Annotated in this window: 9 protein-coding genes; 1 reads left to right on the forward strand and 8 read right to left on the reverse strand. The window is 63.8% G+C overall.

The genetic code is table 11. The features are described from left to right. The 7 genes from pflB to IPF49_19870 form a co-directional block, all read right to left on the reverse strand. A complete protein-coding gene (pflB, locus tag IPF49_19840; protein ID MBK6289841.1) occupies positions 1 to 2262 on the reverse strand; it encodes a formate C-acetyltransferase in 2262 nt (753 codons plus the stop codon). An 11-nt stretch (positions 2263 to 2273) separates the two neighbouring features. Continuing rightward, positions 2274 to 3491 carry an acetate/propionate family kinase gene (locus tag IPF49_19845; protein ID MBK6289842.1) on the reverse strand — a complete coding sequence of 406 codons (1218 nt, stop codon included), beginning with the start codon at positions 3489 to 3491 and terminating at the stop codon, positions 2274 to 2276. A gap of 14 nt (positions 3492 to 3505) precedes the next feature. After that, positions 3506 to 4459 (reverse strand): phosphate acetyltransferase, encoded by a 954-nt coding sequence (locus tag IPF49_19850; protein ID MBK6289843.1) that lies wholly within the window; start codon positions 4457 to 4459, stop codon positions 3506 to 3508. Further along, positions 4456 to 5712: an MFS transporter gene (locus IPF49_19855; protein ID MBK6289844.1), complete on the reverse strand. Its 1257-nt coding sequence runs from the start codon at positions 5710 to 5712 to the stop codon at positions 4456 to 4458. The genes IPF49_19850 and IPF49_19855 overlap by 4 nt, the downstream gene beginning before the upstream one ends. Before the next feature lie 51 nt (positions 5713 to 5763). Next, positions 5764 to 7368 (reverse strand): L-serine ammonia-lyase, encoded by a 1605-nt coding sequence (locus tag IPF49_19860; GenBank protein MBK6289845.1) that lies wholly within the window; start codon positions 7366 to 7368, stop codon positions 5764 to 5766. Between the two features lie 349 nt (positions 7369 to 7717). Next, complete coding sequence (locus tag IPF49_19865) at positions 7718 to 8638, reverse strand: GFA family protein (protein MBK6289846.1); 921 nt, start codon at positions 8636 to 8638, stop codon at positions 7718 to 7720. 47 nt (positions 8639 to 8685) lie between these two features. Then, entirely contained in the window at positions 8686 to 9591 is a 906-nt protein-coding gene (locus IPF49_19870) for a TIGR03619 family F420-dependent LLM class oxidoreductase (GenBank protein MBK6289847.1), read from the reverse strand. 312 nt (positions 9592 to 9903) lie between these two features. Here IPF49_19870 and IPF49_19875 point away from each other — a divergent pair, with 312 nt between their 5' ends. Beyond that, on the forward strand, positions 9904 to 12120 hold the full coding sequence (locus IPF49_19875) for a TonB-dependent receptor (protein ID MBK6289848.1): 2217 nt from the start codon (positions 9904 to 9906) through the stop codon (positions 12118 to 12120). A gap of 105 nt (positions 12121 to 12225) precedes the next feature. Here IPF49_19875 and IPF49_19880 read toward each other — a convergent pair whose 3' ends face one another. Then, positions 12226 to 14655, reverse strand: coding sequence for a CoA transferase (locus IPF49_19880; protein MBK6289849.1), 2430 nt, complete (start codon positions 14653 to 14655; stop codon positions 12226 to 12228). Position 14656: the final 1 nt, after the last annotated feature.

A 14656-nucleotide genomic window follows, 5' to 3' on the forward strand; every position in this document is an offset into this window, starting at 1 on the left:
TCACGCTCCGTGAAAGGTCCGGTTGATAACGTCCATCTGCTGCTCGCGTGTCAGGCGTACGAAGTTCACCGCGTAGCCCGATACCCGGATAGTGAGTTGCGGGTACTTCTCCGGATGCTCCATGGCGTCGACCAGCGTTTCACGCGTCATGACGTTGATGTTCATGTGGAATCCCGTGGCGCCGAAAAAGGCGTCGAGCATGGAAGTCAGGTTGGTGATGCGGTCCTCAGGCACGCGCCCGAGCCCCGTCGGCACCAGCGAGGTGGTCAGCGAAATCCCGTCCTGCGCGTCGCGATAGGGAATTTTTGCCACCGAATAGGCCGAGGCGTGGATGCCGTAACTGTCCCGGCCGTGCATCGGATTGGCGCCCGGCGCGAAAGGCTCGCCGTGGCGGCGCCCGTCGGGTGTATTGCCGGTCGCCTTCCCGTACACGACATTCGATGTGATGGTCAGAATCGATTGCGTGTGTACGGCGTTGCGGTAGGTCGGGTACTTGCGGAGTTTTTCCATGAAGGTACTGACCGCCCACACCGCAAATTGGTCCACGCGGTTATCGTTGACGCCGAAGACCGGAAATTCGCCCTCCGTCACATAATCCGTCACGAGACCGCTCGCGTCGCGAACGACACGCACCGTTGCGTACTTGATGGCAGAGAGGCTGTCTGCGACAACCGACAGCCCGGCCATGCCAAACGCCATGGTGCGCAGCGGGGCGTAGTCGTGCAACGCCATCTCGATGCGCTCGTAGGCGTACTTGTCATGCATGTAGTGGATGACGTTCATCGCGTTGACATACACGCCGGCGAGCCAGTCCATCATCCGTTCGAAACGGTCCTGCACATCGTCGAAGTCGAGCACCTCACCCTGCACCGGTGCGCAAGCGGGCGCCACCTGCTGGCCGCTGATCTCGTCGCGCCCGCCATTGATCGCGTAGAGGAGGCACTTGCCCATGTTGGCCCGCGCACCGAAGAACTGCATCTGCTTGCCCAGCGCCATCGGCGACACGCAACAGGCGATTGCGCTGTCCTCGCCCCAGGCCCTGCGGATGATCTCGTCGTTCTCGAACTGCAGCGAACTGGTGTCGATGGCCACCTGGGACACAAAGCGCCGGAAGCCATCGGGCAAGCGTGGCGTGTAAAGAATCGTCAGGTTCGGCTCGGGCGCCGGGCCGAGATTGTAAAGGGTCTGCAGCATCCGGAAGCAGTTTCGGGTCACGAGCGGCCGGCCGTCCTCACCCGCCCCGCCAATCGACTCGGTCACCCAGGTCGGATCACCCGCGAAAAGTTCATCGTACTCGGGGGTGCGCAGGAACCGCACGATACGCAGCTTGATCACGAAATCGTCGATCAACTCCTGCGCCCGGGACTCGCTGAGTTGCCCCTCGGCGATATCCCGTTCGAAATAGATGTCGAGGAACGTGGATACCCGGCCCAGCGACATGGCCGCGCCATTCTGTTCCTTGACGGCCGCGAGATAGCCGAAGTAAAGCCACTGCACGGCCTCCCGGGCGGTGGCCGCCGGGCGCGAGATGTCAAATCCGTACTTCGCGGCCATCGCGACGAGTTCCTGCAGCGCCCGTTCCTGCTCCGCCAGTTCCTCGCGATCGCGAATGATCTCATCGGTGGACATGCAGCCATCGAGTGCAACCCGCTCTGCCTTCTTCTGCGCGATCAGTTGCTTGACACCGTACAGTGCCACCCGGCGATAGTCGCCGATGATCCTGCCGCGGCCGTAGGCATCGGGCAGGCCGGTGAGAATATGCGAGCTTCGACACCGGCGTATATCCGCGGTATACGCATCGAAGACCGCTTCGTTATGGGTCTTTCGATACTTGGTAAAGGTTTCCACGACATGCGGATCCGCCTCGTACCCGTAGGTTTTGAGCGCGGTCTGTACCATCCGGAAGCCACCGTTGGGCATGATGGCCCGTTTCAGGGGCGCATCGGTCTGCAGGCCGACAATCAGCTCATTGTCGCGATCAATGTAGCCCGGCTCGTGGGCCGTGATGGAGCTCGGCACCAGCGAGACATCGAGCACGCCCTTGCGGCGCTCCTCGACGAAGAGCGTCTGCAGCGTTTCCCAGATCTTCTGTGTCCGACGGGTAGCAGGCGCGAGAAATGCGGCGTCACCTTCGTACAAGGTGTAGTTCTGCTGGATGAAATCCCGGACGTTGATTTCCCTCTGCCATTGCCCGGACTGGAAGTCCCGCCAGGGAGAGGCAACGTCCGGCACCGGATTCTGCTGTTGTACGCTTGCGACCATGACAGACTTCCCTAGTTGGTAACCGCGGGCCGGCCGGCGCCGGGCACTGTGAGCTTCAGCATCGAATTCAGGTGGCGGGCAATCATGAGTTCCTCGTTGGTCGGAATCACCCAGGCTGAAATCCTGCTGCCCTGCCGGGAAATGCGCGGCCCGCCTCCCGCATTGGCGTCTGTATCCAGCTCGATGCCGAGCCAGGCCGACGCCGTGCAGATTCGCGCGCGGATCTCGGCGGAGTTCTCGCCGATGCCGGCGGTGAATACCAGCGCGTCGATACCGCCAAGGACCGCGGCCAACCCGCCAATCTCCCTGGCGGCACGATAAACAAAATAGTCAACCGCGAGTCTCGCCGAGGGCTCGTTGCTGCGCAGCAGATCCCGCATGTCGTTGCTGGTACCGGAAATGGCCAACAGGCCCGATTGTTTGTACAGCAGGGCCTCCACCTCCTTCGCCGAAAGCCCGAGATTCTGGAACAGATACAGGATCACACCGGGATCGATCGCGCCGGGGCGCGTGCCCATGCACAAGCCATCGAGAGCCGTAAATCCGAAACTGCTGTCGATGCTCGCGCCGTTGCGCAGCGCGCAGAGGCTGGCACCGCTGCCGAGGTGGGCGACGATCACGCGTCCGGCCGCAATCTCCGGTGCAACTTCTGGCAGGACGGAGGCGATGTATTCATAAGACAGGCCGTGGAATCCGTAGCGCTGCACCCCGCCGCGGCGAATCGCCAGCGGCAACGGTACGAGCTCGGCGACGGCCGGCTGGCCGCGGTGGAAGCTCGTGTCGAAGCACGCGACCTGCGGCACGTCCGGCAGCACCTCGCCAACCGCCTCGATGGCCGCCAGATTGTGCGGCTGGTGCAGGGGCGCCAGCGGTATGAGCTTGCGCAATTCCGCGAGAACCTCGGGTGTGATCACCGTGGGGCCGGCAAACCGCGCGCCGCCGTGAACGACACGGTGGCCGACACCCAGCACCCGCGATCCGCCGTAGCGCGAGCGCAACCATTCGCCCATGGTGGCCAGTGCCGTTCGCCCGTCGCACACGGTCTGCTCGAGTTGCCGATCGTCCATGACGGCACCCGCGCTGTTCTTCGCCGTCAGTCGTGGTGTGGTACCGATGCCCTCGATCTGACCGCGCGCCTCCAGCCGCCACGCATCGTTGGCAGGTCGCTGGTAGACGCAGAACTTGAGGCTCGACGAGCCTGCGTTCAGTACCAGAGCGTAATCATTCATGCCGTTCGTTTCCCTCAGGGCTTGCGCGGCGATTGTTTCCCGTGCCTGCGCCGGGCGTGCGCCGCCAGCATGGCGACCGCGCAACTGGCCAGTCTCGCCCGGACGCTGTCGGCACGGCTGGTCAGGATGACCGGTACGCGCGCACCGAGCACGAGGCCGGCACTGTCGGCGTTGGCCAGAAAAGTAAGTTGCTTCGCGAGAATATTTCCCGCCTCGAGATCCGGCGCCAGCAGGATGTCGGGATCTCCGGCGACCTCCGAACGGATGCCCTTGATCTTTGCCGCCTCTTTGCTGATGGCATTGTCGAAGGCCATGGGACCATCGAGCATGCCACCGGTTATCTGCCCACGCTCGGCCATTTTGCACAGCGCGGCGGCGTCGAGGGTTGCAGGCATTTTCGAGTTCACCGTCTCGACGGCCGCGAGTATGGCCACCTTGGGTTTTTCCACACCGAGCACGATCGCGAGATCGAGGGCGTTCTGGCATATGTCCAGCTTGTCCTCGAGCGTGGGCGCGATATTGATGGCGGCATCGGTGACCATCAGCACCTTGTGGTAGGTCGGGATGTCCATGATAAACACATGACTGAGGCGCCGGCCCGTGCGCAGGCCCTTCTCGCGCGCCACCACCGCGCCGAGCAGTTCATCGGTGTGCAGGCTGCCTTTCATCAGCAGTTCCGCCCTGCCCTCCCGGACCAGTTGTACCGCCATTGCGGCCGATTCGCGGCTGTCCGCGGCATCGACAACCTCGATGGTTCCGAGTTCGATGCGCTTTTTCCTGGCGAGCGCCCGAATCGTCGCCGCCGGCCCCACCAGGATCGGTATGATCAGGCCTGCCCCGCCCGCCTCGACCGCGCCGGCCAGTGCCGTCTCCTCGCAAGGGTAGGCCACGGCCGTCGGTATGGGCGCGAGCTTGTGGCACCGCTTCAGCAGATTTTCGTATTTTCCCGTTCCGGTTTTTCTGTTCATGGCTGATGGCTCGCTGTTGCCGGGGATTCCAGGCGGACGGCGGTGCCGGTCTCCTTTAAAAGAAATGCAAAAATGATGGCCAGTGCCAGGCCGTAGAGCAGTGGCTCGAATGCCGCCTGGTAATGCTGCCGCGTCATCGCCTCCGCGCCGTCCGCCGCTTTGTGTAACAGCGACGCGAACACCGGACCGAGCAACGCGCTGAAGGTAAAGTTCAGAAAATTGATGACCCCGGTGGCCGTACCACTGACCTCGGGCGGATTGGCTTCCTTGATCACCGAGTAGGGCAGCATGGCCGCGCCCGAGGCGATGCCGGTAGCCAGCCCGAGCACATAGGGCGGAAACAGGCCGGTCGGGCCATGCAAAATCCAGGCGAAGCAGGCGAGCAGCACCAGCGCCGCGCCTATGATCACCGGTTTGCGGCGTCCGATCCGGTCAGAAATATAACCGAGCAGCGGACAGCCTATGATCCAGCCGAACGGCACGGCAGCCGAGCGCAGCACCGCCGCCGTGTAGTCAAAACCGAGCCCCTCCTGTACGTAGCGCACGCCCCACACCATGTCGAAGATCGTCGTCGGTATGAACATCAGTCCGGCGATCACGCCGCACAGAATGGATTGCGGATTGCGAAATACCACGCCGAAGGCGCCCATGACACTGGCCTTGCCATGCCCGCGGCTTTGCGTTTGTGCCTGTGGCGGCAGCAGTACAAACAACAGGACACAGATCACCAGGCCCGCGATTCCCATCCCGATCCAGAACTGGTTCCAGGGCAAGCCTGCGCTGATCACCGGACCCACCAGGAACTGGCCAGCCGAGCCGCCCGCCATGCCGAACATCTGGGTGGCGCCGATCAGGGTTGCCGCCAGGGACGCGGGAAAATTATTGGTGGCGATGTAGATTGCGCCCACCAGCGCGAAGACGCCGCCTGCCCCCTGCAGCAACCTGCCCAGGCTCGCCAGCTCGGGGATTCCGGTGCTGAACAGCAGCGCCCCGATGCCGACCGCCGCGGCGCCCAGCGGCACCACCTTGCGCGGCCCGAGCCGATCCATGGCTGCGCCGGCAACCAGGCTGAATGGCGAGTAACCGAAATAGAACAGACCGACCATCGAGGCAACGGCCGTGCCAGTCAGCCCGAAACCCTCCGCCATCTGCGGCATCATCACCGCCGGTGCGGAACGCAGCATGTATTGGTAGAAATAGTAAACGGCCGCGATCAGCCAGGCGATCGCGACCGTTTTTGCACCACTCTTCAAGTGTCGACCCCTGTTGGCCGGCGTCGACGAGTGTGGCTCACGCGGCAGGCCTCAGCAAAGCACGACCGATACGGCCAGTCCGCCTTCCGAGGTTTCCTTGTACTTCGAGTTCATCTCCTTGGCGGTCAGCGCCATCGCATTGACGGTCGTGTCGAAATCCAGACGCCGGTCGACCGCGATCTCGTTGCTCGCGATCATGAAGGCCGTCCAGGATTTGATGGCACCGAAGGCGCAGCGCTCGATGCAGGGGACCTGCACATAACCGGCGACGGGATCGCAGGTCATCCCCAGGTGATGCTCCAGCGCGGACTCGGCAGCGTTGGCCACCACCTGATCATCAAAGTCGTGCGCCTGGGCGATGAGTGCCGCACCCATCGCGGACGCGACGCCGATCTCGGCCTGGCAGCCGCCCTCGGCACCCGACAGCGTGGCGTTGTGCTTGCCGAGATAGCCGATCACCGCAGCCGCTATCAGCCCCTCCCGAATCTTCTCCTGCGGCAATTTGCGCCCACCCTCGCCGAGCACATACACCAGGGCCGGAATGACGCCGGCGGAGCCACCGGTGGGCGCCGTCACCACGAGGTGGCCGCGGGCGTTTTCCTCGGAACCGGCCAGTGCGTAAGCCGACACCACGCCAATGGCGCGCTGATTCACGTAGGCATCGTCCATGGCGCGTTTGTAGACCTCACCGGCCTTGGTCTTGAGCTTGATCGGCCCGGGCAAGATCCCGACCGGCATGCTGAGCCCGGACTTGACGATGTTTACCATCGCGGTGGAAATCTTGTCGAGGAAGGCATTGATTTCCGCCTCGGTCTTGCCGGAGACCGCGATCTCGTTCGCCATGCCAACCTGCGCAATGCTCAGCTTGTTCTTCTGTGCGTGCGCCTGCAGTTCCTTCATCGTGGAATAGGGGTACTTCGGCTGGCCCTTTTTCGGCGGCTGATAGCCCTTCCATTCGATGAAGCCCCCGCCCACCGAGTAATACTCCTGCTCGAGCAGCACGGTGTCACCCGCCAACAGCACACAGGTCATGGTGTTGGGATGCGGGAAGTCGCCCTTGGGAGCGTCGTAAATGACGTCCTTGAGGGACAGCTGCAGGGATTTGTCGCCGAGTTTTACCGCGAAAGTCTGGTCGGGCTTCTCGACCAGGCTGTCCAGGAATGCCGGCTCGACTGTCGCCGGCTCCTTGCCGACCAGGCCGGCCAGAGACGCGCGCTCCGTACCGTGGCCTTTGCCCGTGGCGCTGAGGCTGCCAAACAAATGCACCTTGAGACCCGTTGCCTTGGCGAGAACGTCCGGGGGGAGTTTGGTACAACGCTGGTAGAAATCGTAGGTAATGCGCATCGGGCCGATGGTATGGGAGCTCGATGGGCCGGGACCGACCTTGTAAAACTCCTCGAGCGTGGTCATGACCGGTCCCTTGGCGTTCTTTACGAACTGCAGGTCCGGCGACATGGTAACCGGAAGTGGCGCCGCGTCCTGGCCAGGGGAATTGGTGGAGGCCAATACCGGACGACCGGTGAGCACCGCCATCCCGCTGATCATCGCAGTGCGCATCATGAACGCCCGGCGGTCCATGCCCTCCGGCACATTTGCCGCCTGCAACTCTTCGACCGCGGAAATGGAAAACACATCTTCGTCATTCTCATTACGCATGCGAGCAGTCCTTTTTCTGATTGACATGAAAACAAAGCTTGAAGCGCAGTCATTGCAATTGCATTAAATCACAAATGCTCGGGCGGCAATACGGTCCCTGCGTCTTGCGGATGAGCGGTGATGACTATCTGTTCAGGCACGCAATTCCTGCCTCGAATCCCGGTCTCGCTATGAACCGTGACAACGGTTTCGTCTTCCTGCAACCGCTTGCGTCTCGAGGGTTTCCGATCAGCCAGGGCACGCTCGTGTTCGCGCCGCCAATGCAGCATCTTGCGCGCACCGCGGTTCGACGCCGCGTCGAGCGATACGGCAGCGAGCACACCGACACCGATGCGCCCTCGAGGTCACTTCAACCTGCGCCGTCTGCGGCCTGATCCGCATCGACCCTCTTCCAGGCGAAATCCGGCGGCGTGAATTCGTCGAAGCGCACCATGCCGTCCGCTGTGCTGATCCAGGGCGCACGTGAGCCGTAGTAGATGTGACAGCTGGCGCGTATGCCAGGATCGTCGTCCAGGGTCCCGGCGGAAAGAAACGTCCCGTGAGCCGTCGCCGATGGTACGGCCGCGCCGCACACCGTACAGAAAAATACCTTGTAGAACCGCGTGCCCGGCATCTGCCACGAGCGAACCAGCTGTTCGCCGCTTCGCCAATGCAAGGAACTGGCGCCGCAAGCCAGGCCCACGAAGTAGCTGCTGCCCGAACGCCGGCGACAGCGCGAGCAGTGACAGACACGCATCGCGAACAGCGGCGGCTCGACAGCCCACCCGACTGCGCCGCACAGACAACTCCCGGGAACGGTCGCGGGGCTGAGGCGTGCATCCGGCAAAGCGTCATTAGAATGTGGATCGATCGGATCGCCCTGCCCGCGCGGTCCCGGGTATTGGGGTAGGGCATCGTTCCAGACCGGCAACCAAGCCACTCGCTCGCTCGCATGAGCGTGGCAACAGGGCTGCCTCGCTCCGGTATCCTCCAGCCCCCCCGCCGGCAACAACGCACTTCCGCCGTGCGCGGCAAGTGCCGGCAAAACGCTCCCACACCTTTCGCAAAAGGCGCGCACGAGAGCCGGCGATGCGCTGAAGCGGGTCACTTGCTGCTCGCCCGCCAGCCAGCGGATACCGGGCGCTTCGATCCAGGTTGCGAAGCCAACACCGCTCGACTTGCGACACGCGCGGCAGTGGCAGTACCACATCGCACCGCCAGCACCACTCGCTTCGTAGCGAACCTCGCCGCACAGGCATTGACCGTGAAGCATGCCCTGCCGCGAATTCATGACGCGATGGCTACGCAGACAGGCTCAGATCGCTCCCGGCGCATTGGCTAGCGCAATTTGTCGATCACTTCACCGGCATAACGCTTGATCGCGTCCTGCTTCGCGGCCAGTGAGGGTTGCTGCTGCATGCTGCTGGACAGCCCCTTTTCGACCTGCACGCTGCCGGGCAGAGTCCACGGTGTGACCTGCAGATCGGTGATTCCCAGGTCCTCCAGACGCCGGATGTCATCGACTGTCTCCGCGTCGGGGCAGTGCATCATGATGTCGAAGGGCTCGTTCTCGCGCCCGAACTCCCGCCGCAGCCGGGTCAGCTCCGCCACGACCTCCTTGACCTCTGCCAGCGCATGAATCACGGCAATCCAGCCGTCGCCGTAACGTGCGGCGCGCCGCAGTGCTGGCTTGGTGGTGCCTCCCACGTAGATGGGAATGCGCTTGCGCGGCACCGGCGCCATCGTCAGTCGGTCGAAGTCGATGTGCTTGCCGTGAAACTCCACCATGCCGCCCTGCATCAGCAGGCGCAGCACCTGGATCGCCTCATCCTGACGCGCGCCGCGGGTCTTCATGTCCTGGTTGAGCCACTTGAATTCCTCGGGCATCCACGCCAAGCCAACGCCGAGGGCAACGCGATCATTGGAGATTGCCGCCACCGAGCACAGGCTCTTCGCCTCCAGCAGGGGCTGGCGGATCGCCAGCCTCAGTACCGAGGGAACGAAGCGGATGCGCTGCGTCACCGCGGCCATCGCGGTGATCGCGACCCACGGGTCGAGCACCGGCATATCGAGGGGCCAGAAGCGCGAGCCATCGGGGTGATAGGGATAGGGAACGGAAACCGTTTCCGGAAAAAACGGGGCATCCGCAACCTGGATGCTGTCCCAACCGCTGGCGTCCGCGGTGCGCGCGATATCCTGCAACTCGCCAGGGTCGACCATGAAGGTGTGAAACCCGAATCTCATGACAGCTCCTCCAAATCGGAAAAATTCACGAAAACAACCAATCCATTCGCGCGGCAACAGGCCACGCGTTCATTGTGCACGACCGTGCTTTACAAGACCACAGCAGCTAGCTCAGCTCAGCTGCGCTCGGCACACACGTACTCGACCCCCCCCGATGATTCGCGTTGACCCAAATAGATATCCAATTGGCCGCAACGCAATTGCCTGGATCCGGCGCGTACACCGCCCGGTGGCCAGGATGCGCTAAAATGAGCGAATGGGGTCGCAGCGTACGGCCCCTGCTTTTCGATCAACCCGCCAGGAGACCCTTTGATGAGAACCCTTTCCGACGTATTTGCGAGATCCCGTGTTCACCTCCTTCTCGGCGCAGCCATTGCTGCTACGATTCCGTGCACGGCCCTGGCCCAATCGGCCTCGATCGAAGAGATCATCGTCACGGCGCAGAAGCGCGAGGAGCGCCTGCAGGACGTGCCGATCGCCATCAGCGCCGTCACGGTCGAGCAGATCGAGGCGCGCGGCATCGACAACGTGCTCGATCTGCGCACCCTGGCGCCGAACCTGATGGTGAGCAAGTACCCCAACAGCAATGTCGTGTCACAGATCGCGATCCGTGGCGGCGTCACCGTCAATGCCGCGATGTACTGGGAACCGAGCACCGCCATGTATCTCGACGGGGTCTACCTGGGCAAGGCCGTGGGCTCGGTCTTCGAGGTGGTCGACATCGAGCGCATCGAGGTGCTGCGCGGGCCGCAGGGCACTTTGTACGGGCGCAACACCATGGCGGGCGCGGTCAACCTGATCACCCGCAAGCCGAGCGGGGAGTTTGGCGGCACCGCGAGCTTCGAGGTCGGCGACTATGGCCACCACGTGGAGAAAGTGACCTTCGATATGCCGAAGATGGGCATCGCGCGGATGTCCTTCGGGGCACGCTCGGAGAACCGCGATGGTCTCGTGGATCTGACCAGGGGCAGCCCCGGCACCGAGCTCGACAGCCGTGACCGCTACGCATTGCGCTACGCCCTCGGACTCGACTTCAGCGACAACTTCGTGGCGGATTACAGCTTCGACTACACCAAGATGGATCAGATGCCGCCGAACAGCCAGCTGTACAGCGTCACCCCGTCCAACCCCCTGTTCACCGCGGCTTCGGCCTATGCCTCCAAGGACTGGGAGGACACCGTGAGCACCGACTGGCCGGCATACGAGCAGATCAAGCTGCAGGGGCATGCGCTGACGCTGAGCTGGGAGATCAACGACAGCAACACGCTGAAATCGATCACGGCCTATCGTGAGCTGCGCAACGACGATTCGGTCGACCTCGACGGCACGCCGCTGCTCATCGCGACCGCCAACCGGATTTCGGACTACGACCAGACCTCACAGGAATTGCAGCTGATCGGCAATGCGGCGCGGCTCGACTACGTGCTCGGCCTGTACTACTTCACGGACGACGGTTACACGATCAACCCGCACGAGTTCTTTTTTGGCACGGACAGCTCGCAGTACGGCTTCGGCACCGATGCGACGGCCGCCTACATGCAGCTCGACTACCATGTCACGGATGCCCTGACGCTCACCGCGGGGCTGCGTTACACGGATGAAGACAAGGACACGGAGCGTTACAAGACCGTCACCGGGGCGGGAGCACCCATCCCGCGGGTCAAGGCCGACGAGTCGTTTTCCGATACCACGCCGATGGCGAGCGTTGCCTACCGGTTCAGCGACCAGCTGAACGTCTACCTCAAGTACTCCGAGGGCTTCAAGAGTGGCGGCTTCCCGGGCGAGGCGGGCAATGCCCTCGAGGCGGTGACCCCCTTCGACCCCGAGCAGCAGACCACCTGGGAAATCGGGGCCAAGATGAGCTCGGCCGACGGGCAGTTCCAGTTGAATACGGCCGCTTTCCATAACGAGATCGAGGACATGCAGGTGAACCAGTTCACCGGTTTGCCCGGTGTCTCGGTGATTCGCAACGCCGGCAAGGCGACCACCCAGGGCGTGGAGCTCGAGGGCATCTGGCTGCCGATCGAGGAACTGCGGCTGCAGCTGAGCTACGGCTATCTCGACTCCGAGTGGGATGAGTTCATGGAAGCGCCCGCGACCGGTCAGCCGATCAGCAACGTGGCGGACAACCGCTCCTTCCCGCATGCGCCCGAGCACACGCTCAGCCTGACCGCGGATGCGCGGCTCGCGCAGACCGCCTGGGGTGAATTGCGCGCCCTGGCCGACTACAGCTACAGCTCGTCCTTCTATGCCTACGCGTACCAGCTGGACACCATCGATACGAGGCGAGCGACGGCGAGGAACACCAAGGTGGACGATTACGGGCTGCTCAACCTGCGCCTGGCGCTGAAGGATATCCCGGTCGGCAACAACGGTACGGCGGAATTCTCGCTGTGGACTCGCAATGTCACGGACGAGCAACAGCCGGTGAACTTCATCGACTTCGGGCCGGGATTCTTCTCCGACTACCTCCTCGCCTACTATCTCGAGCCGCGGACCTACGGAGCCTCCTTCACCTACCGCTGGTAGGCAGAGAGGCAAGATCGCGGCGCAGCAGCTGCGCCGCGATCTTGCCGCGGCCCACTCCCGCGACCATCAATGCCGTATCAGCGGCAAAGGGGGTGGCGCGCGTGACTACGCATCAGCCGCTTCGATGACACCACCCTCGAGATAGTTCGCGAATTCCTCGGAAGACAGGCCAAGCAGTTCACAGAAGACCTCACGGTTATCGTGACCACGCGCGTGGCCGGCATCACGCGTGCGCCCCTGTGTGCCGGTAAGACCGAGCGGTATACCCGGCGCCACCACCGTGCCCTTGCGATGATGCGAGATTTCCTCGAAAAATGCGCGTGCCGCGAGATGTCCGTCACGTTGCAGCTGATCCTCCACGTCCTGCACCACACCGGCCGCGATACCGGCCTGCGCCAGCAGGTGCATCACCTCGTAAGGATCGCGGGCGCTGGTCCATTCCCCGATCAGGCGGTCCAGTTCGGCGGCATTCACACGGCGTGCGCCGGCATCGGCGAAGCGCGCATCGCCAATCCAGTGCGGTCGCCCGAGCAGGGTGCAGAAGCGTTGCCACTCGGCTTCATCGGCCACCGCGATCACACACCAGCGATCCTCCCCGCGACAGGGATAGCAGCCCTGCGGCGCGTGGCTCAGCGAGCCGTTGCCGAGGCGCCGCGGCTCGCGTCCGTCCACCAGGGTCTCGAGCACCAGGTGTCCGAATGAGGCGATCATGGTCTCGAGCTGGGAGAGATCGATGCGCTGCCCCGCGCCATGCTCGCGCCGGTGCTCGAGCGCGGCGAGGATCGCGCACAGCCCGTGAAGTGCACTCAGCGGATCGGGATAGGCGAACTGCGTCATCGTGCAATCGCGGCCCGGGAAACCAGACACGCTCGCAAGCCCCGACAGCGTCTCGATGTTCGGGCCCCAACTCACGTAATGATGATCTGGTCCGCTGTCACCGTAACCGGTGCTGCTGAACAGGATCATTTCCGGGTGCAAGCGCTCCAGCTCATCAAAACCCAGCCCGAGTTTCGCGAGCACGCCGCTGCTGTTGTTGTCGATCACCACATCGCTGGCGCCGATCAGCCTGCGCGCCAGCGCCGATCCCGCGGCCGTGGTGAGGTCGAGCGAGACAAAACGCTTGCCCGCGTTCCAGTCGGTGAACCACGGCGAGCACTGTGGCTGGATGCCGAGCTGCGGCTCGCGCGGCGGGATGTAGAGACGGGTCACGTCGGGGTAGGCTTTCGATTCGACCTTGATCACATCGGCACCGCACCAAGCCATGAAGCGTCCGATCCACGGTCCGGCCATGCCGGCGGTGAATTCGACCACGCGCACACCGGCGAGCGGCAACTCCGCGGACACCGCCGCGCTTCGGGCCGGCGGGCGGCGCGCCAGCAGCGCGGCGAGCTCTCCATCGTGTTCCCCCGGCTGCGGCGCGCCACCTCCGACCCTGCACGGCGTGCGTGACAGGCGGTACGGAGCGCCCGGCGCGCGCCAGCAGCGGCCGGCGGGTTGCGGCGCCTCGACAAAGAAGCCGCGCTCCGCCAGATGACGGTCGTGACACACCATGCTGACGGAATTGAGCGGTGTCAGCGCGAGATGGCGTCGCTGGCCCTCGCGGTAGAGTTGCTCCACGGTAAAACGCGCGGTGTGTTCGCCGATGAAGATATCCAGCAGCTCGCGGTAGGGCTGGCGCAGCAGCGAGGAGCCCTCGAACATGGGGTCGAGGATCTCCTCGTTGCCGGTGGTCTCGTGCACCCAGCGCGCCAGCGCTTTCCAGTGCAGCGGGCGATTGACCATGAGGTAGATCTCGCCATCGCTGCAACGATGGATTCCCGAAGGCACGGAAGAAAACGTCGCGGTACCGAAACGCTTGGGCACCAGCCCGTCGTCGAGCCATTTGCTCGCGCCACAGATGCTGGTCACCGCCAGCATCGCTTCCTGCATCGAGATATCGACGTGTTGCCCCTGCCCGGTGCATGCGGCGTGGCGCAGCGCGATCAGGCTGCTCACCGCCGCCAGCGTCGCGCCCGCCACGCAGGCCTGCGAGCCGGCGAGAGTGACCGGCGGATCGGCCGGATCGCCGGTCACCACCATCGCGCCGCCCATCGCCATCGCGACGATATCGGCACCCGGGTAGTCGCGGTGCGGGCCGCTCTGGCCGAACGGCGTGATCGAGGTGAGCACCAGCGCCGGGTTCACCGCCCGCAGTTGCTCGAAGCCGAGGCCGAGTTGCGCCAGCCGCCCGGGTGGCAGCGTCTCGACGATCAGGTCCGCGGTGGCCGCCAGGTCGAGCAGCAGCGAACGGCCCGCCGCGGTATCGGGATCCAGCGTCAGGCTCTTCTTGCCGGCATTCATGTAGCAGTGGAAAAAACCGGGATCGTCGGTGCCCGCACCAGCGGGAAACGGAGCAATGCGCCGCGTGGCATCACCACCGGGGGGTTCGAGACGGATCACTTCCGCGCCCAGGTCGGCAAGCAGCTTGCCGCAGTAGACGCCCGTGGCATCGGCGATTTCGAGAACCCGACGCCCGCCCAGCGCCGACTGCTTCACG

The sequence above is a fragment of the Gammaproteobacteria bacterium genome, from assembly GCA_016705365.1.
Classification (GTDB): domain Bacteria; phylum Pseudomonadota; class Gammaproteobacteria; order Pseudomonadales; family UBA5518; genus UBA5518.

Coding starts and splice junctions, on each gene's coding strand:
- pflB (MBK6289841.1), bottom strand. CDS start 2,262: ATGGTCGCAAGCGTACAACAGCAGAATCCGGTGCCGGACGTTGCCTCT.
- IPF49_19870 (MBK6289847.1), bottom strand. CDS start 9,591: ATGAGATTCGGGTTTCACACCTTCATGGTCGACCCTGGCGAGTTGCAG.
- IPF49_19875 (MBK6289848.1), top strand. CDS start 9,904: ATGAGAACCCTTTCCGACGTATTTGCGAGATCCCGTGTTCACCTCCTT.
- IPF49_19865 (MBK6289846.1), bottom strand. CDS start 8,638: ATGAATTCGCGGCAGGGCATGCTTCACGGTCAATGCCTGTGCGGCGAG.
- IPF49_19860 (MBK6289845.1), bottom strand. CDS start 7,368: ATGCGTAATGAGAATGACGAAGATGTGTTTTCCATTTCCGCGGTCGAA.
- IPF49_19850 (MBK6289843.1), bottom strand. CDS start 4,459: ATGAACAGAAAAACCGGAACGGGAAAATACGAAAATCTGCTGAAGCGG.
- IPF49_19845 (MBK6289842.1), bottom strand. CDS start 3,491: ATGAATGATTACGCTCTGGTACTGAACGCAGGCTCGTCGAGCCTCAAG.